Here is a 23,326-nt window from a genome sequence, read left to right as displayed (position 1 = left end):
GATGACCACGGTCTGTCAGGCTTCACGAACGATGCGGTTGTACTTCTCGAAGATGGCGTACAGCGGCATCCTCTCCCGCGCGTGTGCCTCAGTTTCCGTGCCCCTGGCCGGGTACCGGCGGAGGACCTCGAAGGTCTCCGTTTCGGTGTAGTCGAGGGAGGGGCGGCGGATCGGGGCCTCCTCCTCGACGTCGCCCTTCTTCCCATCGGCTGCCCATATGTGAAGGTGCGGCACGGTGGTCAGGTTGAACACCTTGTCCTGATTGACCTTCTGCCACATGGCCCAACGATCGCTGTCCGCGGCGGAATCCAGGACCTTGCCGTCCAGAAGCCCCGCACGGATCGAGTTGTTGCGCGACAGGATGCACGTGCGGCCCGAGATCCTGGCGATTCCCGTGCTGCTGTCGACCGTCCTGGTGACACCGGGCAGGCCCTTGCCCCAGTCCGGTATGACACCGGTGTGGTGGAGCACGACGCCTGCGTCTTCCGTCACGTCCTGATAGCTGTAGTGGCAGGACTCCCAGAAGGCCGACGTCTGGACAAGGGCCTTGCGCATGCGGTGGCTACGGGACGCCGAGGTGATCGCGGCGTCATGCGCCATGATCGTTTCAAGGCACTCCCGAAGGGTGTACAGGCGCTCAGTGCCACCTGGTCTACCGATCGACTGCATGTATTCCTCGACCTCCTTCAACAGGGCCGACCAGAAATCCACGTCGAATCCGGTGTCCAGCTTCTGGGAGGGAGGCGGGTAGAAGTCGCCCTGGCCGGTGTCCCGGCCGGAGGCGATGTTGTTGTCTATCTCGATCAGGCCGTCGCCCGAACCAATTGTTTTGGTCACGATCTGGTCGAAGGCCCAGTTCTCGGGCATGGGATAGCCGAGGTTGCCGGAGAATCCGGAGGACATGTCCGATACGAAGCTGGCGTCCGCGTACCCCTTTTCGGAGATACGGGAGCATGCGTTGCGCGGGCCATAGACCCCGATCTTGTACGGGCTGCCCAGCCTGTCCATCTGCTCCTTGACGCTCCGGAAGTACGGCAGAATGTACGCTGTCACGTCCTCGTCCACCGCGTCGTAGTCGACGGCGAAGTAGATGCGCGCCCCGGGTTTGAACCCGTGTTCCTCGGCCTTGAACGCCGCCGTCAGACAGTCCGTGACGCCCTGCGCGACGCTGTAGTAGTCGACCGAGCGTGCCCACGTCTGGTAGATCGGGAAGCAGCGGAGTCCGTACTCCTTGATGGTCGCGAGCTCCCCCGGCTGAATCTCCTTCTCGGGGAGGGACGTCGTCGAGGGGTTGTACAGGTAACGGCCGACATATTTGTATCCGGCTGCCTTCAGAGTCTGCGCGCGGGCAGGCGTGATCTTCGTGATGCCGTCGCACGACTCGCCCTGACGGGTCTGATCCCCGTAGGAGACCAGGAGGGAGGCCCATGTCGGGTAGTCGCCCCGCCCGTTGGCCGCGATCCGCAGGAACGACTGGAAGGCGCTGACTTCACTGGCCAGCGCGGAGGTGAACGAGCTGGAGAAGGACACCGGACGCTTGTTGAGCACCATGGCGGCTGTGAACAGCTGCACCCACACGCCGGAGGCCCCGGTCGACACAGTGTGACTCTTCAAGCCGGCCCGGGTACCGGGACCGAACGCCCCGTTCGCGACACCGTCGGCCATACCCAGTTCGTACTGGATCGCCAGGAGCATCGACCTGGCGACGTCGCGGGAGTGGTGACCGTCACAGGGGATGACGTAGAAGTCCTTGCGCTGGATGTATCGGCCGTTCAGCCACTGCTGGATGGAACGAACGGTGGCCGAGCCGTCGTTGACGGTGACGTAGGCGTCCATATTGAACAGGCCCTTGACCGCCTTCGGCCACAGAGCACTGCCGGGATAGGTGACACCGATACCCATGTCGCTGTTCAGCTTCGTTACCGCAGCTTTGACGCGGGAGCTGTATATTCCGTCGATGTCACCGCCGTCGTAACCCTTGCAGTAGAGGGCGGATTGGATGATCCGGCAGAACTTTGCCGACGGGATCGTCGTCTCGTCGAGCTTTCCGTACTTCTCCTGAAGTGCTGACAGGGTGCCGGGGCCGAAGTTGTTCGACAGGGCGCTGATGCCCATCTCGTACTGCAAGGCGCGGGTGAGGGCGTACATGACGGTCCAGCCGGTACGACCGTTCTCCTCAAGCTTGGGTATGCCGAGGGTCGCCCCGTTCCCGTAGGTGGTATTGATGAATCTCTGGGCGCGAAGCACCATTTCGTCGGTCATTTTCTTCCTTGTCCGTGAGTGGAGCAGGTTCAAGCGGGAAAAGGTTCCCTCATCGACACGGCACGGCTTGCTCGGCTGGTTCGGGCACAGCGAAAGCTTCATGTGCGGAGTGGGGTCGGGATTGTTATCAAAATGGCGCAGTCGGAGAAAAGGGGACGTGTTCACCAGGTGGGTGAACGGTTTCCCCTCTTCGTCAGCGGCGGGAGTGGCGTATTCACCCGCCAGGAGCGCGGAAGCGACCACCATCACGAATGTTCCAGCCTATTCGTGAGTAGATTGCACTCGTGGGCCTCATGTTTTCAGCGCTCTCTTAAATATCCTTCCGTCCGGTTGACGCTGCCAGCGTAGTTCGATCAATCAGTGGCCGGAGGTGATGTTCCCGCCATGTTATTGGCGCAATCTGGCTGGCAACCCGGGGAAAGTTCTTGGTTTTACCGCCGGTGCGTGCACTGTGAACGGGGTTCCTTGTCCGTCGGTGATAGACGGAATGCCTCGTATCGTCGGGAGCGCTTGGCGTCGATCGCGACGGGCTCCGGGGTATCCGTCGGCACCGCCCACACATCCGTCCCCTCCCTGCTCGCCCTGTTCCGCTCCCGACCCACCCCTGCATATGGACATACAGCGACCTTCCTGGCTGAATAGAACAGTCGGCGCCGGTCGTGGCGCGATGGACTCAGCAAGGGGACACCATGAGCGGGAGCAGCCCCGCCGCACGGTTGCAGCGGCTTTTCGAGGGCCACCGGCTCACGCCCACCCAGCGGCGCATCGCGCACTGCATGGTCCGCCGGGCCGCCGACGCGCCGTTCCTGTCCAGCGTCGAGCTGGCCGAGCTGGCGGGGGTCAGCCAGCCCTCCGTCACCCGCTTCGCCGTCGCGCTCGGCTTCGACGGCTACCCGGCGCTGCGCAGGCACCTGCGCGAGGTCGCCCCCGCCGACGCGGAGCCGGAGGACGCGGGAGACACGTACAACGAGTACCAGCAGGCCGTCCGCGCCGAGATCGAGAACCTCCAGCACCTGTCCGACCTGCTCGCCGACCCCGCCCCCGTCGAGCGGGCGGGCCGGCTGCTGGCAGGGTCGCGGCCGCTGCCGGTGCTGGGGCTGCGCGCCGCGTCCTCACAGGCCCGCGGCTTCGGCTACTTCGCCGCCAAGGTGCACCCCGACGTCCGGGTGCTCGATGAGGGCGGCGGCATGCTCCTCGACCGGATCGACTCCGCCCGGCGGGCCGGGGCCACCGCCCTGATGTGCTTCGCGCTGCCTCGCCACCCCAGGGAGTGCGTGGACGCGCTGGCGTACGCCAAGGACCAGGGGCTGGCCGTCGTGACGGTCGCCGACTCGGCCTTCGCGCCCGTCGCCAAACACAGCGATCTGCTGCTTCCGGCGGCCATCGGCTCCGGGCTCTCCTTCGACACCGTCTGCGCCCCGATGCTGCTGGGGCGGGTGCTGCTGGAGGCGATCTGCGACGAACTCCCCGAGGCCCAGGCGCGGCTTGAGGAGTTCGACGTACGGGCGGCGGCCCGCGGCCTGTTCGTGGAGTGAGCGGCCCCGCGATGGGCCCCTTCGCCGGTTCTCAGGCGTTCCTCTCTCAGGCATTCCTCATGTACGGCCGCTAACCTCCGCGCCCGGAACGACCGGCACAGGGTCGTCCGGCAGACAGGGAGCGAGAGGGGTACGCAGGTGGCGCGCGGAGGACAGTCGCTGGCGAGAGTGGCCGTGGCCGTACGGGCCGGGGCGGCGCCGCTGTGGTGGTCGGGTCTGGTGGCCGCGGCGGCGGGAGCGTTCGTACCCGGGCTGACCGGGCGCCGGATCGGGCTGCTCGCCGGGGCCGCGCTCTTCCTGATCACTGCGGCCGTGGTGCTCGTGGCGCGCGGCGGGCGGTACGCGGAACTGGCGCGGGGCGCCTCCCGGGCCGGGCGCGGCGACTTCCTCCAGGACCGGGCCGTGACCGTACGGGCCTGGCGGCGCGGGCGCCGGTGGTGGCTGCTTGCCGCGTTCGTCGGGGCGGTTGCGTCCTCGTTCGCGCTGCCGGGGGCCGGCGGACTGCTGCTCGCGGGAGCGGGCGCGGGCCTCTGGCTGAAGGCCGTACGGATCGGGCAGCGGGAACGCGGCGAGGACGTCCTGTACTGGGTGCGCACCGACTGGGCCGGGCACGGCAGCCCGGTCGGCAAGCGGGTCAGGGCGCACCGGACGACGGGCCCGGAGGCGGGGGACGCCGCGCCGGGCGGGGCGCGGCGTCGCCGCCGGTGAGGCCGGAACCGCTGACGGACCGAGGTCAGACCTCCAGGTCCGCCTCGATCTTCTTCAGCTGGTGACGGGCCATCGCCAGGTTGGCGCGGCCTGCGTCCAGCACCAGGTAGAGGAAGAGGCCGTTGTTGCCCCGGGTCTTGAGCAGCCGGATCAGGTGGTACTGGGTGCCCAGCGTGATGAGGATGTCCTCGATCTCGTCCTTGATGCCCAGGTGCTCCATGGTGCGGAGCTTGGCGCGGACCACGTCGGTGTTGCCCGCGGCGGCGACTTCCAGGTTGAAGTCCTTGCCGCCGCCGAGCGTGCCCAGGGCCATGCCGCTCGTGTAGTCGACGAGGGCGACACCCGTGGTGCCCTCGATCGAGGTCATCGCTTCCTTCAGTGACGCTTCGGTGTTCGCCATGGAGGCTCGTTTCCTTTCCGTGGCCGGTCGCGGTGACCGGGTCCGTTTCTGTGTGAGTGGCGTGGGTTTCCGCGTGATGGCGTCAGTCCCGGTGGTCTTGGTGCTACGAGTGGGGGCTATGTGGGGCGCTGCGGCAGGGCGCTGTTCGGGGCGCCGGCCGGGCGGGGCGGGGCGGTACGGGATGCGGGGGCGGGGCGCTCGGCGCGTTCCAGGGCGGAGTCGACGAGTTCGCCGATGCGGGCGCCCGCGCGGCGGCCCTCCAGGTGGAGGCGGCCGACGTTGATGCGGTCCTCGGCCAGCAGGGTCAGGACGGCGGAGGAGCCCGCGGCGTAGGTCGCGATGTAGCCGCTGCCGCCGCGGACCAGCAGCTCCCGGAAGCCGCCGCGGCCGGTGGCGTCGGTCATCCGGATGGAGACGCCGAGGGCGGCGGCGGTGAGGGCGGCGACGCCCTCCGCCTCGACGCCCGGGGTGTCGTGGGCCAGGACGAGCCCGTCGGTCGAGGCGGCCAGCGCCCCGGAGAGCAGGGGGACCCGGGCGCGTAACCGCTGGAGTTCGTCGAGGACATCCCGCACTTCGGCCTCGGGCACCATCAGCTGTCTCCTCCCGGCACGCTGTCTGAGCGCGCGTATCACAGGGCCTCCAATGCGTCTCGGAGTCGGCGCAGCAGGGCGATATCGGGGTCGGCCGTCACCTCGGGGAGCGTGATCCGGCCGGGTGCGGTGGCGCCGGGCGGCGGCTGCGAGCGGACCGCCGCCACCAGACCGGCCGCGGCGAGCCGACGCAGGTCGACCAGGATGTGGAACGCCGAACGGCCCAGCGCCTGGGCGATGTCCGAGGCGGTGCGCACCCCGTCGGCCAGCTCCAGGACGCGGCGCTGCCGGGCCGGGACCGGGGCATCGGCGAGATGAGCCGCCGTCCGGACCAGCGGCGCGCTGTCGCAGGCGGCGTCCGGCCAGATCCGGTCCAGGAACTCCCGTCTGCGCAGCGTCTCGCGCTCCACGGCGGCCACCGGGACCGGCCGCACCGGGCCGATCCAGTGCGAGACCCCGTAACGGAACCGGGCGGGCGTACCGGTCGGGGCGAGCGCGAAGAACGCGGCGTCGTACAGCGCGCCCAGATGGCACAGCTCCAGCGCGCCGCCCGGCACATGACCGCTGTCCACCAGATAGCGGCCGACCCGGCGTCCCGCCCCCGCCTGGGCCACGGCGTCCCACCAGCCCTCGTGCCGCAGTGTCCCGCCGGTGGTGAGCAGCACATCGATGCCGGGGGTGGCCGGGCTCTCGGCGTGCACCACCTGGCCGTCGGCCAGATAGAGCGTGCCGCGGTCGCGCATCAGGGCGCCGGTGGCACGCTCGGTGGCGAGGCGCTGGAGCATCGGGGAGAGGACCGGGAGCCGGTCCGGGGCCGATGCCTCCGACTGTGCGCCGGAGCGAGCGCCGGAGGAGTCGCCGGAGCGAGCACCCGGCCCTGCGCCGGGATGTGCGTCAGGTTGTGCGCCGGGGGCGGCGGCTATCGCGCTCATGCCAGTACCAGCCGTTCGGCCAGCTCACCCAGGCGCAGCCGGGCGAAGGCGAGGTTGCCCTCGGAGCGGTCCAGCCACAGATGAAGGAAGACGCTGCTGTCGAAAGCCGTCTCGACGAAACGGAGCATGTGGTACCCGTCGTGGGTGGTGACGATGACGTCCTCGACGGGGGTGCTCGGCGCTTCTCCGGGGCGTTCGGTGCCGCCCCCGGTCGACAGGCGGGCGAAGGCGGGCTGTTCGGCGGTCATCCGGGCGACTTCCGCCGTCTCGGCTGCCGTCGCCTCGTGGTCGCCGTTGGGGGATTCCCCGATGGTGCCGAGGGCGAGACCGCTCGTCCAGTCGACCACCGAGGCGCCCCGGGCACCGGGCAGCCTCATGACTTCGAGCAGGCACTCGTCGATTCCGGGCACGCGGATTTCCCCTCCCGACCTGGCGTACGGCTGTAACGCAGAGGCTACGCATCGTGCTCACGGCGGGTGGGGGTTCTGGCATTTTCCTTTGGTACATGCGTTCCAGGGTGTAGAGGAGCGGCTTGAATGCGGCGGTCCAGGCGGAGGGTGAGGCTCCGTCAGGTGTGCGCGGGGCCGGACTTCTCGCGGGCCGTCAGTACTGCCTTGTCGGCCGCCCGCAGCCCGATCCCGGCGAGCAGCAGGGCGCCGGCGTGCACGTACACGTCGGATCTCTGGTTGGTGAGCGGACTCGCCAGTGTCGGCGAGGTGAGCGCGCCGAGCGCGGGTCGGGCGGTCGGTGTACGGAAGCGGCGGTGGTCCGCCCGGTCTCCGCGCAGCACCAGCACGGCGATGTTGACCACGGCGGGGACGCACGCCAGCAGGAAGGAGGTGGCCTCGCCGAGCCCCTCGATCCCGCCCGTGGAGACCAGGCCGATCGTCAGGGCGGAGACGAAGGCGATCCCGGCCCAGGGGGTGCGACGGCGGGTCGGCACCTTGCGCAGGGCGGGCGGCAGGATGTCTTCGTCGGCCATGCCGTAGCAGAGTCGCGAGGCCGTCGTGATGGTGATCAGGGCCGAGTTGGCGACAGCGGACAGGGTGATCGGCGCGAAGAGTTTCGGCGGAAAATCGACGCCGCCCGCCTTCACCGCTTCCAGCGGCGATCCGCCCTCGCCCTCGCCCTCGCCCTCGGGCGCCGGGCGGTTGTGGGGGTGTGTGTCAGCAGCGCTCACCGGTGCTTCCGGTGCCGCCGCCGGGTGGGTAGGGAGCACGCCCTCCCCATCGCGGCGCGAACCGCACCTGTTGACTACGACTATTCAGGGCATCAGGATGTGAATAGATATTCACCGTCGCGAGGAGGCACCGCCATGTCAGGACCCCGCCCCGTACGAGCGCCGCGCGGCAGCGCTCTCAGCACCCTGGGATGGCAGCAGGAAGCCGCCCTGCGCATGCTGCAGAACAACCTGGACCCCGAGGTCGCCGAGCACCCCGACAAGCTCGTCGTCTACGGCGGCACGGGCAAGGCGGCACGCGACTGGCGCTCGTTCGACGCGATGGTCCGCACGCTGGAGACCCTCAAGCAGGACGAGACGATGCTCGTCCAGTCCGGGCGGCCCGTCGGCGTCATGCAGACCCACGAATGGGCGCCCCGCGTCCTCATCGCCAACTCCAACCTGGTCGGCGACTGGGCCAACTGGGAGGAGTTCCGCCGTCTGGAGGCCCTCGGGCTCACCATGTACGGCCAGATGACCGCCGGGTCCTGGATCTACATCGGCACCCAGGGCATCCTCCAGGGCACCTACGAGACCTTCGCCGCCGTCGCCGCGAAGAAGTTCGGCGGCACGCTCGCGGGGACCATCACGCTGACGGCCGGACTCGGCGGCATGGGCGGCGCCCAGCCGCTCGCCGTCACCATGAACGACGGCGTCGCGATCTGCATCGACTGCGACCCGCGCGCCATCGAGCGCCGGATCGACCACCGCTACCTGGACGTCAAGGCCGACAGCCTGGAGCACGCCCTCCAGCTCGCCGTCGAGGCCCGCGACGCCCGCCGCCCGCTCTCCATCGGCCTCCTCGGCAACGCGGCGGAGCTGCTGCCCCGGATGCTCGCCGAGGGCGCGCCCATCGACATCGTCACCGACCAGACCAGCGCCCACGACCCGCTGGCCTACCTCCCGCTCGGCGTCGACTTCGACGACATGGCCGACCTCGCCGCCGAGAAGCCCGCCGACTTCACCCAGCGTGCCCGCGAGTCGATGGCCCGCCACGTCGAGGCCATGGTCGGCTTCATGGACGCCGGGGCCGAGGTCTTCGACTACGGCAACTCCATCCGCGGCGAGGCCCAGCTCGCCGGGTACGACCGCGCCTTCGACTTCCCCGGCTTCGTCCCCGCCTACATCCGCCCCCTCTTCTGCGAGGGCAAGGGCCCCTTCCGCTGGGCCGCCCTGTCCGGCGAGGCGTCCGACATCCACAAGACCGACAAGGCGATGCTGGAGCTCTTCCCGGAGAACGAGTCCCTGCACCGCTGGATCAAGATGGCCGGCGAGCGCGTCCACTTCCAGGGCCTGCCCGCCCGCATCTGCTGGCTCGGCTACGGCGAGCGCGACAAGGCCGGCGAGCGCTTCAACGACATGGTCGCGAGCGGCGAACTGGCCGCCCCGCTGGCCATCGGCCGCGACCACCTGGACTGCGGCTCGGTCGCCTCCCCGTACCGTGAGACCGAGGCCATGCTCGACGGCTCCGACGCCATCGCCGACTGGCCACTGCTCAATGCCATGGTCAACGTGGCCTCCGGCGCCTCCTGGGTCTCCCTCCACCACGGCGGTGGCGTCGGCATGGGCCGCTCCATCCACGCGGGCCAGGTCTCCGTCGCCGACGGCACGAAGCTCGCGGGCGAGAAGATCCGCCGCGTCCTGACGAACGACCCCGGCATGGGAGTCATCCGCCACGTCGACGCGGGCTACGGCATCGCGGAGTCCGTCGCCACGGACAAGGGCGTTCGCGTACCGATGGCGGAGGGCAACTGATGCCCGCGGGCGCATCCGCCACCCCACCCGATACGGGGTCGCAGCAGTGGAGCGCGGGTGACTCCTTCCTCTCGATGTGGCGCGAGCTGGCTCCCGTCGGGCGCCACCCCGACAGCGGCGGCTACCGGCGTTACGCCTGGTCGGCGGCGGACCTCGACTGCCGGGCCTGGTTCCGTGCGCAGGCCGAGGCGCGCGGGCTCATCCACGAGACCGACCGCAACGGCAACCAGTGGGCCTGGCTCGGCGACCCCCTGGCCGGGGACGCCGTCGTCACCGGCTCCCACCTGGACTCCGTCCCGGACGGCGGGGCTTTCGACGGACCGCTCGGTGTGGTCTCCTCCTTTGCCGCGCTCGATGAACTCCGCGGCAGGGGAGTGGAGTTCACCCGGCCGCTGGCCATCACCAACTTCGGTGACGAGGAGGGCGCCCGCTTCGGTCTGGCCTGCGTCGGGTCCCGGCTCGCCGCCGGGCAGCTCGCCGTCGCCAACGCCCGCCGTCTCCGCGACGCGGACGGGATCACCCTGCCCGCCGCCATGGAGAGCGCCGGATACGACCCCGAGGCCATCGGCCCCGACCCGGAACGGCTCGCCCGGATCGGCGCGTTCGTCGAACTCCACGTCGAGCAGGGCCGGGCCCTCGACCTCACCGGCGACCCCGTCGGCATCGCCTCGGCCATCTGGCCGCACGGCCGCTGGCGGTTCGACTTCCGGGGCGAGGCGAACCACGCGGGCACCACCCGCCTCGCCGACCGCCGCGACCCTATGCTCACGTACGCCGAGACCGTGCTCGCCGCCCGCCGTGAGGCCGAACTGACCGGTGCGCTCGCCACCTTCGGCAAGATCGCGGTCGAGCCCAACGGCGTCAACGCCATCCCCTCCCTCGTACGCGGCTGGCTCGACTCCCGCGCCGCCGACCAGGCCACCCTGGACGCCGTCGTCACCGGCATCGAGCGCGCCGCCCGGGAGCACGCCGAGCGGGCCGGGATCGATCTCGACGTCGTTCGGGAGTCCTTCACGCCCGTGGTCGAGTTCGAGCACGCCCTGCGCGACGAACTGGGCAAGATCCTGGAGGGCACCGGCGACACGGGCCGGCCCGTGCCCGTCCTCGGCACCGGCGCGGGCCACGATGCGGGTATTTTGTCCGCTTCGGTGCCCACCGCCATGCTCTTCGTGCGCAACCCCACCGGAATCTCGCACTCACCTGCCGAGCACGCAGCCGAGGACGACTGCACAGCCGGGGTGGAGGCGCTCGCCGACGTACTGGAAGGTCTCGCGTGCAGCTGACGAATCGGGCCGGGGGCGCGCCCGTCACCGCGACGTACTGGATGGACCACGCCTGGCTCGGCAACCAGGTCGAGCCAGGCGTCACCCTGGACGTCGCGGGCGGCCGCATCGCCGGGATCAGGACCGGGGACGGGACACCGCCGCCCGGCGCGACCGTCCTGCGTGGTCTGACCCTCCCCGGCCTCGCCAACGCCCACTCCCACGCCTTCCACCGGGCCCTGCGCGCCACCGTCCAGGTGGGCTCGGGCACCTTCTGGACCTGGCGCGAGCTCATGTACCGGACGGCCTCCCGGCTCACCCCGGACACCTACTTCGACCTGGCCCGTGCCACGTACGCCGAAATGGCCCTGGCCGGCATCACCTCCGTCGGCGAATTCCACTATCTGCACCACGCGCCCGGCGGCACGCCCTACGCCAACCCGAACGCCATGGGCGAGGCGCTGATCGCGGCCGCCGCCGAGGCGGGCATCCGGATCACCCTGCTGGACACCGCCTATCTCGCTGCCGGATTCGGCGAACAGCCCAACCGGCACCAGCTGCGCTTCTCCGACACGACCGCCGAGGCGTGGGCCGAGCGAGCCTCCCTCCTCAAGGGCGACGACCACACCCTGATCGGCGCGGCCATCCACTCCGTTCGCGCGGTCCCGGCGGACCAGCTGGCCACCGTCGCACAGTGGGCCGAGGAGCGTGGCGCCCCTCTCCACGTCCATCTCTCCGAGCAGACCGCGGAGAACGACGCCTGCCGGGCCGCCCACGGCCGCACCCCCACCCGGCTGCTGGCCGACCACGGGGTCCTCGGCCCGCGCACCACGGGCATCCACAACACGCATCTGACGGAGGAGGACATCGCTCTGCTCGGCTCCTCCACCACCGGCACCTGCATGTGCCCCACCACCGAACGCGACCTGGCCGACGGCATCGGCCCCGCCGTCGCCCTCCAGCAGGCGGGCTCGCCGCTGTCGCTGGGCAGCGACAGCCACGCCGTGATCGACCTCTTCGAAGAAGCGCGGGCGATGGAGCTCAACGAGCGTCTGCGCACCCACATCCGGGGTCACTGGACGGCCGCCGCCCTGCTCCGGGCCGCCTCCGCCGACGGGCACGCCGCACTCGGCCGCCCCGAGGCGGGCGTCCTGGAACCGGGCGCCCCCGCCGATCTGACGACCGTCGCCCTGGACTCCGTCAGAACGGCCGGGCCTGTGCCCCGGCTGGCAGCGGAGACCGCCGTATTCGCCGCCTCCGCCGCTGATGTGCGGCACACGGTCGTGGCGGGGCGGCACATCGTCCGGGACGGCAGGCACACGAGGATCGAGGATGTGCCCCGAGCACTCGCAGCAGCCGTGACCGCCTGGCACGACTGACCACCGGCCGCCGCGCGGGGCCGACCACCGGCCGCTCGGCACGACCGCCCCCGCCCTGCCCGTAACGTAAGGAGAACACTCTCCAGATGACGAGCACCGCCGTCACCCACATCGCCAGCCTGGTCACCAATGACCCCTCCCTCGGCAACGGGACCCCCCTGGGCCTGATCCAGGACGCGGCCGTCGTCATCGAGGGCGACCGCATCGTCTGGACCGGTGAATCAAGCAAAGCACCCGCCACTGACAACGTCCTCGACGCGGCGGGTCGGGCCGTGATCCCCGGCTTCGTCGACTCCCACTCCCACCTGGTCTTCGCGGGCGACCGCACCCAGGAGTTCAACGCCCGGATGTCCGGGCAGCCCTACCGTGCGGGCGGCATCCGCACCACGGTCGCCGCCACCCGAGCCGCCTCCGACGACGAGCTCTCCGCCAACGTCGCCCGCTACCTCGCCGAGGCCCTGCGCCAGGGCACGACCACCTTCGAGACCAAGTCCGGCTACGGCCTCACCGTCGAGCACGAGGCCCGCGCCCTGCGCATCGCAAGCCGCCACACCGACGAGGTCACCTACCTCGGCGCCCACATCGTCTCCCCGGACTACGCCGACGACCCCGCGGGCTACGTCGACCTGGTCACCGGCCCGATGCTGGAGGCCTGCGCCCCGCACGCCCGCTGGATCGACGTGTTCTGCGAGCAGGGCGCGTTCGACGGCGACCAGGCCCGCGCCATCCTCACGGCGGGGCGTGCCAGGGGGCTGCACCCGCGTATCCACGCCAACCAGCTGTCGTACGGCCCCGGCGTGCAGCTGGCCGTCGAGCTCGACGCGGCATCCGCCGACCACTGCACCCACCTCACCGACGCCGACGTCGACGCGCTCGGACAGGGCAGCACGGTCGCCACGCTGCTCCCCGGCGCGGAGTTCTCCACCCGCGCCACCTGGCCCGACGCCCGCCGCCTGCTGGACGCGGGGGCCACCGTCGCGCTCTCCACGGACTGCAACCCCGGCTCGTCGTTCACCTCGTCCGTACCGTTCTGCATCGCCCTCGCCGTACGTGACATGGGGATGACTCCCGACGAGGCCCTGTGGTCCGCCACCGCGGGCGGGGCCGCGGCCCTGCGCCGCACCGACATCGGCCGCATCACCCCCGGCGCCCGCGCCGACCTGGTCCTCCTCGACGCCCCGAGCCACGTCCACCTCGCCTACCGGCCGGGTGTCCCGCTGGTCAGCGCGGTGTGGCGGAGCGGCCAGCGGGTGGTGTGAGGGGGCGCTGTGACGGGCGGTGCGGGTACCGGAGCCGGGCGCCTCGGGCACCGTACTCGGCCCGGTCAGCAGCCGGTCCGGACTCGGCCCGGGTGAGCAGCCGGTCCGGCGCAGGCGCATCGCCCGGTCACGCGGAAGGACCCGCTCCCGGCGATCCGGGGCGGGTCCTTCCGCACTGCTCGACGGCGCATGGCGCCCCGTGAAGGGCCACGCCGGTCATTCCTCCAGGGTCAGACCCTCATTCCTCCAGGGTCAGGCCCTTGCGGAGCTTGACCAGCGTCCTGGAGAGCAGCCGGGACACGTGCATCTGCGAGATGCCCAGCTCCTCGCCGATCTCCGACTGCGTCATATTGCTGACGAAGCGGAGCGAGAGGATCATGCGGTCGCGCGAGGGAAGCGCGGCGATGAGCGGCTTCAGCGACTCGACGTACTCGATGCCTTCGAGGCCGTGGTCCTCGTAGCCGATGCGGTCCGCGAGCGCGCCCTCGTTGTCGTCCTCCTCGGGCTTGGCGTCCAGCGAGCTCGCGGTGTAGGCGTTGCTCGCGGACATGCCCTCGACGACCTCGTCCGGGGTGATGCCGAGACGCTCGGACAGCTCCGCCACGGTGGGCGCGCGGTCCAGCTGCTGCGACAGCTCGTCGCCCGCCTTCGCCAGGTCGAGCCGGAGCTCCTGGAGCCGGCGCGGTACGCGTACGGACCAGCTGGTGTCGCGGAAGAAACGCTTGATCTCGCCGACGATCGTCGGCATGGCGAAGGTGGGGAACTCCACACCGCGGCTCAGCTCGAACCGGTCGATCGCCTTGATCAGGCCGATGGTGCCGACCTGGACGATGTCCTCCATCGGCTCGCTGCGGGAGCGGAACCGGGAAGCGGCGAACTTGACGAGCGCGAGGTTGAGCTCGACGAGGGTGTTGCGGACGTAGCTGTACTCGTGGGTGCCCTCTTCGAGGGACTCCAGCCGCTCGAACAGCGTCTTCGACAGGGCCCGCGCGTCCAGGGCCCCTACTTCGGCGTAGGGCGGGATCTCGGGAAGCCCCTCAAGCCCGTCGAAGCCCTCGCCGGAAAGCTCAGAGGTGGTGCTGGTGGTGCTGGCACGCGGGCCGGGTACGGCGCTCGCGGCGGGGGAGTCGGAATTGGTCGGTCCCTGAGGACATGCCGACGGCGCGTTGTGGGTACGCGCTTCGTCGAGCCGGGGTGACATGCTTCTCCTCCATCGTTCTCGGCATATGGCTGCCGATGCCCATACGTGTTCCTGCGGTGAAGCGGCGCCTCCAAAGCCGGTCGTGTTTTGGGTGTCCCTCTACCCTTACCCGGTTCCTGCCAGCAGTTACAAGCGCCAATTGCTGCCATATGTCCGGTTTGTTGAGGTCTCCGACTACCGCGGGGCGAGCGGAACGCGTACTGTTTTACGCACGTCGGCGGCAGCTCCGCATACGGCCGCGCAGGCAGTGAAGCGCAAGTGACGAACGGCGAAGAGGGACAGGCATGGACCGCGGGACGGTCGGCAGTGCGAACCGGGGTCGGCTTCAGGTCGAGGTCCGGACCGAGGGGTGCAGCGAGGTCGTGACGCCGGTGGGTGAGCTTGACCACCACACCGCCGATCTGTTGCGCGAACCTCTGGAGAGTGCGGTCGAGCAGGGGCGGTCACGCCTGGTGGTCGACTGTTCGCGACTGGAGTTCTGTGATTCCACCGGGCTGAACGTGCTGCTCGGTGCCCGTCTCAAGGCGGAGGCGGCCGGAGGAGGGGTTCATCTGGCCGGAATGCTGCCCGTTGTGGCGAGGGTGTTCGAGATCACGGGCGCGGAGGCGGTCTTCACCGTCCACGCCACGCTCGCCGACGCCATGGACACCTGACCCCACGCGCGTGTGACCCGCCCGACGCCCCGGCGGCCCTGATGCCTCCGATGTCGCCCGTGTCACGCGATCGTGTGCCCGAAGTGGGTGTTGTTGCGAAGCGGCAGGGCAGGAGACACCCCGGCGGCGCCCAGTGAGGGCCCGGCACACTCGGTAACTGACCATTATCTGTTCAATGGCGACATGGCGACATGGCGAATCGGTGAGGTGAAGCGCTGATGAGCACCACCCGGCAGCATCCGCCGGGCGACCTCGGCCGCGAGCCGGACGAAGCGGGCGCAGCCTCGCCCGTCCCGGCGGACCGGCAGTGGCGCACGCTCTCCCTCGGGCAGGCCAGCGGCATCGTCCCCATGGCCCGTGACTTCGCCCGGCAGGCCCTGTGCGACTGGGGCTGGCTCCCGGCGTCCAGCGCGGACCGCCGGGCCGCCGCCGAGGATGTCCTGCTGGTCGTCTCCGAGCTCGTGACCAATGCCTGCCTGCACGCCGAGGGCCCCGAGGAGCTTCGGATCGGCCGCACGCCCAAGGTGCTGCGGGTGGAGGTCGTCGACCGGGGGGCAGGGCAGCCCGCTCCCCGAACGCCTCACCGCGCCGGGCGTCCCGGAGGGCACGGCATGTTCATCGTGCAGCGCCTCTGTCTGGACTGGGGCGTCGTGCGTACGCCGGAGAAGCCGGGCAAGACCGTCTGGGCGGAGCTCGCCGCTCCCGCGTAGCCCCGCGAGCCACACCCGGACCGACGAACCGCAGGACCCCGCGTCGGCGAGCGGAGCCACGCTCGTACCGACGAACCGCACAATCCCGTGCCGGCGGGCGGAGCCGTATCGGTACCGACGAACCGCACAATCCCGTGCCGGCGGGCGGAGCCGTATCGGTACCGACGAACCGCGCCACCCGCACCGAGAGGAGCGCGCCGGATCGGCGCGCTCTTTGTCTTCCCTCCATCAGGCCCCGGGCGTACCTTGAGCGCCCAATCTGATGTGTCGTCAGCAACGTTCACCCGTAAGGGTCGTGGTGCGCGGCGACGTCCGGCATGAGGGGAACACGAGGTGTCGAACCGGAGACGGACAACTCTCGCGCTGGCGACTGCGCTGGCAGGCTCGATGGTGGTGCTGGGCGCGCCCGCCGCACACGCCGAGGTCGTGGACGTCAACTACCAGTGTGTGACGCCCATCGGGCCCAAGGGGGCGGTCTCGCCCATCGATATCAAGGGCGTCAGGAGCGGCAACGGCTACAAGCTCACCATGTCCTTCCAGAAGGGCGTCTCCTCCAGCCCGGTCGAACTGGGCAAGGGGGCCATGAACCCGAGCGCCGTGATCGAACTGGGCGGTGCGGAGACGGGCAGGGTCCAGGTCTCCGGACCGGCGAACGCCGAGGCGATCCCGCCCGACACCCCTATCAAGATCAGTGACTTGTCGGGGACGTACACCCCGAAGAAGAGCGGCAAGGTCACCTTCACCGCCGGGGTGCTCACCATCAAGGCCCTCGGTACGACCACCACCTGTACGCCCAAGAACAGTCCCGGCCCCTCCCTCGAACTCGACGTCCAGGGCGCGGGCGGCTCATCGGGCGGCTCCACCGGGGGTTCCACCGGCGGCGGCGCGACCGGCGGGTCCTCGGGCGGCGGCGAACTGCCCCGCACCGGCCCCCTCGACTCGGCGGCGGCGCTCGGCACGCTCGGCGGCACCGTGCTGCTGACCGGGGCGGCCGGAGTGCTCTGGCTGACCCGGCGAGGACAGCGCTCCACGGGCTGAACCCGCGAGCCTTGGCCACGAAGCGCTGACTCCGTGAGCCTCGGCCACGAAGCAAGGGAGCTTTGTTCATGCCGCTGCCGACCCCATGCGTCCGCTCGGCGCCGAACCCGGTCCCGTACGCGTACGTTCGCCGGGCGCTGCTCGGCCTCCCGGCGGTGCTCGCCGCGCTGCTGTGTGCGCTCGCCGCGCCCCCGGTGGCGGCCGACGACGGCCCCGGGGCCCGGGCGGGCTGGACGGTACGCCCCGCGGGCGGCGGGAGCGACGGCAGGGACGCCCGGCCGTACGTCTACCTGGAGGGCACCCCCGCCATGGTGCTCCAGGACCGGCTGTCGGTGACCAACTCCGCCCGCACCCCGCTGACCGTACGGCTGCGGGGCGACGGCCGGGCCGGGTCCTGGCTCCGGTTCGCCGCGGACACCGTCACCGTTCCGGCCCGGACCCGCGCCGATGTGCCGTTCGCCCTCGCGGTGCCGTCCGGCGCGGGGCCCGGTGACGTGTCAGGGGAGGCGGTGGCGGTCGGCGGGGGCGCGGAGGAGCGGGTTCCGGTACGGGTGCGGATCGGCGGCCCCACGCTGGCGGCGCTCACCGTGGAGGACGTCGAGGTGTCCGGCCGGACCATCCGTTACGCCCTCGTCAACCGGGGCAACGCGGTGCTGAGGCCCCGGCTGGCGGTGCGCGCCGAGGGAGTGTTCGGCACGATTCTGGATCGCCCGGAACGGCCTCTGCCGCTGGAGCTCGCCCCCGGCCGCCGGGTGGAGCTGACCGAACCCTGGCCGGACGCCCCCGCCCTGGACGCGGTCACCGTACGGCTGAGGGTCACCGCGGACGGCGGTGCCCGGGACGAGGGCGAGGCTTCGGCGACGTACGTCCCGGTGCTTCCGGCCGTCGGGGCCGGGCTGGCGGCCCTCGGGCTCCTGGCACTGCTCGGGACCGGCGAGTACCGGCGCAGGCGAACCCGCCGAGCACCGCCGGGGACCACGGAAGGAGACGGGCGACAGCCCACGACAGAAGCAGCAGAAGCAGCAGAAGCAGCAGAAGCAGCAGAAGCGGAAGAAGCGGAAGCGGAACAGCCGGCCGAGACAAGGCCCATGGCGAAGGCGGGAGCGCAATCGTGACGCAGCAGTCCGGACCCGTAGCCCTCCGACGCACCGCACCCCCGGCTCGCCTCTCCCTCTCCCTCCTCCTGGCCGCTCTTCTCGCCCTCCTGCCCCTTCTGCTCGTCCTGACGGCCGCCCCCGGCGCGCGGGCGGCCGACGGCGACCCCACCGTCAGCCTCTCCAAGAAGGAGGCGGGCAAGGGAGGCGAGATCACCGTCAGGGGCAGCGGCTGGCGCTCCGACGCGTTGCTGATGCTGCTGATCTGCGGTCAGTCCACGCCGGAGCGGGGTGTGATCGGCGGCACCAACTCCTGTGCCAACGCCGACGGACGGGCCGTCACCACCGACAAGAAGGGCGCGTTCAGCAAGAAGCTGCCGGTGGCCGAGCCGCCGAAGCCGTGCCCCTGCGTGGTGCACGTCGCCACGGTTACTGGTGAACAGGTCCTGGTCGACGCCGTGTTCACGGTGGCGGGCCACCCGACGGAAGAGCTGCCGAGGGAGACCGGGGACGGGAAACTCGCGGTGCTGGCCAGCACCCGGCTGGAGGGTGACAGCTCGCTGCTCACCTGGTTCGGTGCGCCGCCCGCCCGGCAGTTGGTCTTCACCGTCGGCAATCTTGGCACCGGTCCCGTGAAGGACCCCGTCTTCGAGATCGGTACCGCGCACGGCGTCTACGCCCCGCAGTGGGAGGAACGCCAGTGGCGCGGCACGGTCGCGCCCGGCGGCAAGGCGCAGATCAAGCTGCCGGTCGAGCTGTCCGCGGGCGCGCACGGCGACTACCAGGTCTCCCTGCGGTACGGGGACAAGGTGCTGGCCGAACAGCCGTGGGGGGTGGGCCGGCCCTGGGGCGTCACGCTGTTCTGGGTCCTGCTCTGCCTGGTCGTCCCGGCCGCCCTCTTCCGTATCGGCATGGCCGTCGTGGACAAGGTCCGCCCGCGCCCGGCCGGAACAGCCGCGGCACGCCACGCGCACCGTACGACGCGAGCGCGAGCGCGCGGGGGAGCCACCGAACCGAAGCCACCCACGAGCACGAATTCGACCACGAGCACGAGCACGAACTCGACCACGGCCGCGCTGCCGTGGTTCACCCCGGACTCCGCACCGTCAGAGAACCGACCCCGACCCACGACGAAGGGACAAGCGTGAGTACGCAACGGAGGATGAGCGCGGCCGGAGTCGCGCTGATGCTCGGCGGCGCGGGCATCCTGATGGCCGCGAGTCCGGCCCAGGCCGCCGAGGTCAGCTACGCGACGGAATGCATTCCGCCGCCGATCTCGGGACTGCCCGCCGTACAGGGCACCACGAAGGTGGAGCTGACCGCGCCGGCCGAGGCAGAGGTCGGCGACGAGGTCGAGGTGGTCTGGAAGACGGTCGAGGCCGCGTCCAAGAACCCGGACGTACTGGACCTGGGCGCCGACACCGTCAAGCCGACCGGCACCGTCACCCTCGGTGGGGCGGCGAGCGGTGAACTGAAGCTGGAGGGCCCGCGGCAGAACCCGCCCATTCCCAAGAACAGCCCCATGGTGCTGTCCGACATGAAGGGCACGCTCAAGCTGGAGACCGCCGGGGAGATCACGCTGACCCCGGGCGCGTACAACATCAACGTGTCCAAGCCGATCTCCACGAACACCAAGTGCACCCCGAAGGAGGAGGTCCAGCCGGGCGCCACGATCAAGGTGACGGAGGGCGGCGGCTCCACCGCGGGCGGCACGACCTCCGGCGGCACGGACAGCGGCGGTACGACGACGGGCGGCGCCGACACCGGAGGTACGACGTCCGGTGGCACGGATTCCGGCGGCACCACATCCGGAGGCGGTGACTCCGGCGGTACGAACGGCGGTACGGACAGCGGCGGCACCGACAGCGGCGGGAGCACGGGCGGGGGCGGCGGCGAGACCGACTTCCCCGGCAGGGAGGTGTCCGTCGCCTACGCGTGCAAGACCCCGATCGGCGACAAGGACGCCACCTCACCGGTCCGGATCAGCGCCAAGAAGAACGGCGGGGACTACGACCTCACCGTGGAGTTCAGCGAGTCCGTGATGGACAGCCCGATCGACATCCCGGCCAACCAGGTCAAGCCGTCGATGGACGTCGAGCTCGGCGGGGCGGACTCGGGCACGGTCAAGGTCGAGGGGCCGCTGAACAAGGAGGTCATCAAGACCGGCGCCCCGATCGAGATCCCCGACCTCACCGGCACGTACAAGCCCGGCGCGAGCGGGAAGTCCACGCTCAGCCCCGGCGTCCTGACGGTGATGGCCGCCGGTACGACGACCACGTGCACCCCGCCCGACGACGTGGCCGTCTCCCTGGAGCTGGACACCTCCGCCCAGCCGGGCGGCGCGTCCGGCGGCAGCGGGGGCGACAGCGGCGGCACTGCGGGCTCGGGCGGAGCCGCGGCGTCCGCCGGCGGCACGGACTCCGGCGGAGGCCTGGCAGCCACCGGCGCCGAGGACGACGGTGCCCTGCGCGCGCTCGGCCTGGTCGCCGGTACGGCGATCCTGCTGGGCGGTGCGGTGTTCACGTTCACCCCGTGGCGGAGGCTGCGCGGCACGGCATGACGCGCAAGGGCCGCCGCACCGGAGAGTTCCGGTGCGACGGCCCTTGCCGTACGTCCTACAGGGCGTCCATCAGTGGACGTTACCCGTCAGCGGATGCCGCCGGTCAGCGGACGTCGCCCATCAGCTGCTTGACCTTGCCGCGGTACATGAAGATCGCGATACCGGCCACGACGGCGAGCGTCGCCTCCAGGGCCACGACCCCGGTGCCGTTGAGCCCCACACCGGCCAGCGAGAGCAGGCCCGTGGTGCAGTCACCGGCGGTGACGGCGAGGAACCAGACACCCATCATCTGGCTGGCGTACTTCGCCGGAGCCATCTTCGTCGTGACGGAGAGGCCGACCGGGGAGAGCGTCAGCTCGGCGACGGTCTGGATGAAGTAGATCGCGACCATCCACATCGCGGCGGCCTTGTGGCCGTCACCCGCGATGGTCAGCGGCATCAGGAAGACGAAGAACGAGGCGCCGATCAGAACGAGACCGGAGCTGAACTTCACGATCGTGCTCGGCTCCTTGCCGCGCCGGTTCAGGGCGAGCCAGAAGGCGGCGAAGACCGGCGCGAGCGCCATGATCAGGACCGGGTTGACCGACTGGTACCAGGAGACCGGGAAGTCCCAGCCGAAGACGCTGTTGTCCGCCGAGGACTCGGCGAAGATCGCGAGCGTCGAGCCGCCCTGGTCGTAGATCATCCAGAAGATCGCGGCGGCCACGAAGAACCAGATGTAGCCGGACATCTTCGACTGCTCGGCGGCGCTGAGCTCCTTGTCGCGCTTGATGCGCGTCAGGACCATCACCGGAATGACGAGACCCGCGATGGTGATCGGGACCAGCAGCCAGTTCAGCGTGTAGACGCCGGTGACGACCGTACCGATGTAGAAGACGGCCGCGACGCCCAGCCAGATCATCGACTTGCGCAGCGTCGAGGCGCGCTCGTCCTGGGAGAGCGGCTTCGGGACGACGAGGCTGCGCTCGTTCAGGTGGCGGGTGCCCATGAGGAACTGGAGCACACCCAGGCCCATGCCGAGCGCGGCGAGGGCGAAGCCGAGGTGCCAGTTGACGTTCTCGCCGACGGTACCGATCACCAGGGGAGCCGCGAAGGCGCCCATGTTGATGCCCATGTAGAAGATCGTGAAGCCACCGTCGCGGCGCGGGTCCTCCGGGCCGTCGTAGAGGTGGCCGACCATCGTCGAGATGTTGGACTTGAGCAGACCCGATCCGATGGCCACGAGGCCGAGGCCGCCGAAAAACGTGCCCTCCCAGGGCAGGGCCAGGACGAGGTGCCCCGCCATGATGACCCCGCCGGCGACGGCGACGGTCTTGCGCGGGCCCCAGACCCGGTCGCCGAACCAGCCGCCGGGCAGGGCGAGCAGGTACACCAGCGACAGGTAGACCGAGTAGATCGCGGTCGCCGTGCCGGGGTTCATGTCGAGCCCGCCGGGCGCGATCAGGTAGAGCGGGAGCAGTGCCCTCATGCCGTAATAGCTGAAGCGCTCCCACATCTCCGTCATGAAGAGAGTGGCCAGGCCGCGGGGGTGGCCGAAGAAGGTCTTCTCGCCGGAACTGGCCGAGTCCTTCGTCAGGCTGGACGCCATGGTCGATCCTTGCTGGTCGGGACGCGTCGCCTCGTGAGCGGTACGCGCCCGGTGGGGGGCAGCCGGCACCGGTGCGGTCACCCCCATCCCCGACGCCTGAGGGGGATTCGCCCCTCGCGGCCGCGCTCCTGACGGGGCGCTCGGCGACGGGGCGGGGAAGAACCGCATCGGGATCCACACCCGGGGCGCGTCTTCGCGCTCCGGGCCCGGCTCACAGGTCATTCACTCAGGGCGGACCGGCGTGACCGGTCCCGCACACAAAAGAGACCCTTGGCGCTCATGGCTGCCCAAAGGTCCTTGAGTAGTGCAACAGGCGTCGGGACACCATACGACACGACACGGCAGGATATAAAAGGACTTGAGATATGGATCACAGGTCTTAGTGGAACCAGGCTCGCATATTCCAAGGTCCTTGTCCTCTTTGTGGAGCTGACCCGCAGGTGACGTCGCAGGCCTCACTCCCGGCTCCCCGTCCGGACTACCATCACTCCATGACCCGTGTACTGCTCGCCGAGGACGACGCATCCATCTCGGAGCCACTGGCCCGCGCCCTGCGTCGGGAGGGTTACGAGGTCGAGGTCCGCCAGGACGGCCCGTCCGCGCTCGACGCCGGACTCCAGGGCGGCATCGACCTGGTCGTCCTCGACCTGGGGCTGCCCGGGATGGACGGTCTCGAAGTCGCCCGCCGACTCCGTGCCGACGGGCACACCATCCCGATCCTCGTGCTGACGGCCCGCGCCGACGAGGTCGACACGGTCGTCGGCCTGGACGCCGGCGCCGACGACTACGTCACCAAGCCGTTCCGCCTCGCCGAGCTGCTCGCCCGGGTCCGCGCCCTGCTGCGCCGCGGCGCCTCCGAGCCCGTCCCGCAGCCCGCCACCCACGGCGTCAGGATCGACGTCGAGTCGCACCGGGCCTGGATGGGCGAGGAGGAGCTCCAGCTCACCGCCAAGGAGTTCGACCTGCTGCGGGTCCTGGTCCGGGACGCGGGCCGGGTCGTGACCCGCGACCAGCTCATGCGCGAGGTCTGGGACACCACCTGGTGGTCCTCCACCAAGACCCTCGACATGCACATCTCCTGGCTGCGCAAGAAGCTCGGCGACGACGCCGCCAATCCGCGCTACATCGCCACCGTCCGGGGCGTCGGCTTCCGGTTCGAGAAGAGCTGACGTACGAAGCAC

The 23,326-nt window shown here is 70.5% G+C and carries 20 protein-coding genes and 1 pseudogene; 13 read left to right on the top strand and 8 right to left on the bottom strand.

Features of this window, described 5'->3' with window-relative positions; genetic code table 11:
* Positions 1-15: 15 nt before the first annotated feature.
* Positions 16-2,262: a glycoside hydrolase domain-containing protein gene (locus RI138_RS11715; RefSeq protein ID WP_311122861.1), complete on the bottom strand. Its 2,247-nt coding sequence runs from the start codon at positions 2,260-2,262 to the stop codon at positions 16-18.
* A gap of 689 nt (positions 2,263-2,951) precedes the next feature.
* Here RI138_RS11715 and RI138_RS11710 point away from each other — a divergent pair.
* Both RI138_RS11710 and RI138_RS11705 read left to right on the top strand, forming a co-directional pair.
* On the top strand, positions 2,952-3,797 hold the full coding sequence (locus RI138_RS11710) for a MurR/RpiR family transcriptional regulator (protein WP_311119869.1): 846 nt from the start codon (positions 2,952-2,954) through the stop codon (positions 3,795-3,797).
* A 168-nt stretch (positions 3,798-3,965) separates the two neighbouring features.
* Entirely contained in the window at positions 3,966-4,505 is a 540-nt protein-coding gene (locus RI138_RS11705) for a hypothetical protein (protein ID WP_311122860.1), read from the top strand.
* 25 nt (positions 4,506-4,530) lie between these two features.
* Here RI138_RS11705 and RI138_RS11700 read toward each other — a convergent pair whose 3' ends face one another.
* The 5 genes and pseudogenes from RI138_RS11700 to RI138_RS11680 form a co-directional block, all read right to left on the bottom strand.
* On the bottom strand, positions 4,531-4,905 hold the full coding sequence (locus RI138_RS11700) for a hypothetical protein (protein WP_096627020.1): 375 nt from the start codon (positions 4,903-4,905) through the stop codon (positions 4,531-4,533).
* Positions 4,906-5,021: 116 nt separating this feature from the next.
* Positions 5,022-5,495: a roadblock/LC7 domain-containing protein gene (locus tag RI138_RS11695; protein ID WP_311119868.1), complete on the bottom strand. Its 474-nt coding sequence runs from the start codon at positions 5,493-5,495 to the stop codon at positions 5,022-5,024.
* A 38-nt stretch (positions 5,496-5,533) separates the two neighbouring features.
* On the bottom strand, positions 5,534-6,280 hold the full coding sequence (locus RI138_RS11690; RefSeq protein ID WP_311122859.1) for a transcriptional regulator: 747 nt from the start codon (positions 6,278-6,280) through the stop codon (positions 5,534-5,536).
* Positions 6,281-6,423: 143 nt separating this feature from the next.
* Positions 6,424-6,837 (bottom strand): hypothetical protein, encoded by a 414-nt coding sequence (locus RI138_RS11685; RefSeq protein ID WP_311119867.1) that lies wholly within the window; start codon positions 6,835-6,837, stop codon positions 6,424-6,426.
* Between the two features lie 158 nt (positions 6,838-6,995).
* Positions 6,996-7,550 (bottom strand): annotated as a pseudogene (locus tag RI138_RS11680) (amino acid permease); the annotation flags it as partial.
* Positions 7,551-7,742: 192 nt separating this feature from the next.
* Here RI138_RS11680 and hutU point away from each other — a divergent pair.
* From hutU to hutI, 4 genes are all read left to right on the top strand, one after another.
* Positions 7,743-9,401 carry a urocanate hydratase gene (hutU, locus tag RI138_RS11675; RefSeq protein WP_311119866.1) on the top strand — a complete coding sequence of 553 codons (1,659 nt, stop codon included), beginning with the start codon at positions 7,743-7,745 and terminating at the stop codon, positions 9,399-9,401.
* Positions 9,401-10,684: an allantoate amidohydrolase gene (locus RI138_RS11670; protein ID WP_311119865.1), complete on the top strand. Its 1,284-nt coding sequence runs from the start codon at positions 9,401-9,403 to the stop codon at positions 10,682-10,684. Before hutU ends, RI138_RS11670 begins: the two co-directional genes overlap by 1 nt.
* Complete coding sequence (locus RI138_RS11665; RefSeq protein WP_311119864.1) at positions 10,675-12,042, top strand: formimidoylglutamate deiminase; 1,368 nt, start codon at positions 10,675-10,677, stop codon at positions 12,040-12,042. The genes RI138_RS11670 and RI138_RS11665 overlap by 10 nt, the downstream gene beginning before the upstream one ends.
* Positions 12,043-12,128: 86 nt before the next feature.
* Entirely contained in the window at positions 12,129-13,301 is a 1,173-nt protein-coding gene (hutI, locus tag RI138_RS11660; RefSeq protein WP_311119863.1) for an imidazolonepropionase, read from the top strand.
* A 238-nt stretch (positions 13,302-13,539) separates the two neighbouring features.
* Here the strand turns inward: hutI and RI138_RS11655 are convergent, their stop codons facing one another.
* The gene (locus tag RI138_RS11655) at positions 13,540-14,502 is read right to left on the bottom strand and encodes an RNA polymerase sigma factor SigF (RefSeq protein ID WP_311119862.1); all 963 of its coding nucleotides are present in this window, start codon (positions 14,500-14,502) and stop codon (positions 13,540-13,542) included.
* A gap of 284 nt (positions 14,503-14,786) precedes the next feature.
* Between RI138_RS11655 and RI138_RS11650 the strand changes: the two genes are divergently transcribed.
* The 6 genes from RI138_RS11650 (at position 14,787) to RI138_RS11625 (ending at position 20,557) form a co-directional block, all read left to right on the top strand.
* The gene (locus tag RI138_RS11650; RefSeq protein WP_311119861.1) at positions 14,787-15,155 is read left to right on the top strand and encodes an STAS domain-containing protein; all 369 of its coding nucleotides are present in this window, start codon (positions 14,787-14,789) and stop codon (positions 15,153-15,155) included.
* 218 nt (positions 15,156-15,373) lie between these two features.
* Positions 15,374-15,865, top strand: a complete 492-nt coding sequence (locus RI138_RS11645; RefSeq protein WP_311119860.1) for an ATP-binding protein — start codon at positions 15,374-15,376, stop codon at positions 15,863-15,865.
* A 333-nt stretch (positions 15,866-16,198) separates the two neighbouring features.
* Entirely contained in the window at positions 16,199-16,903 is a 705-nt protein-coding gene (locus RI138_RS11640) for a peptidase (RefSeq protein WP_311119859.1), read from the top strand.
* A 68-nt stretch (positions 16,904-16,971) separates the two neighbouring features.
* Positions 16,972-18,018: a hypothetical protein gene (locus RI138_RS11635; protein WP_311119858.1), complete on the top strand. Its 1,047-nt coding sequence runs from the start codon at positions 16,972-16,974 to the stop codon at positions 18,016-18,018.
* Complete coding sequence (locus tag RI138_RS11630; RefSeq protein ID WP_311119857.1) at positions 18,015-19,145, top strand: hypothetical protein; 1,131 nt, start codon at positions 18,015-18,017, stop codon at positions 19,143-19,145. Before RI138_RS11635 ends, RI138_RS11630 begins: the two co-directional genes overlap by 4 nt.
* Positions 19,146-19,159: 14 nt before the next feature.
* Positions 19,160-20,557 carry a hypothetical protein gene (locus RI138_RS11625; protein WP_311119856.1) on the top strand — a complete coding sequence of 466 codons (1,398 nt, stop codon included), beginning with the start codon at positions 19,160-19,162 and terminating at the stop codon, positions 20,555-20,557.
* A gap of 103 nt (positions 20,558-20,660) precedes the next feature.
* On the opposite strand, the gene RI138_RS11620 is transcribed toward RI138_RS11625, so the two are convergent.
* Entirely contained in the window at positions 20,661-22,145 is a 1,485-nt protein-coding gene (locus RI138_RS11620) for an oligopeptide:H+ symporter (RefSeq protein ID WP_311119855.1), read from the bottom strand.
* Between the two features lie 491 nt (positions 22,146-22,636).
* Here RI138_RS11620 and RI138_RS11615 point away from each other — a divergent pair, with 491 nt between their 5' ends.
* Positions 22,637-23,314, top strand: a complete 678-nt coding sequence (locus RI138_RS11615) for a response regulator transcription factor (protein WP_096627080.1) — start codon at positions 22,637-22,639, stop codon at positions 23,312-23,314.
* Positions 23,315-23,326: the final 12 nt, after the last annotated feature.

Source organism: Streptomyces durocortorensis (genome assembly GCF_031760065.1).
Classification (GTDB): domain Bacteria; phylum Actinomycetota; class Actinomycetes; order Streptomycetales; family Streptomycetaceae; genus Streptomyces.
The sequence above is the reverse complement of the archived record's forward strand: the minus strand, read 5'-3'. Positions and strand labels throughout refer to the sequence as shown.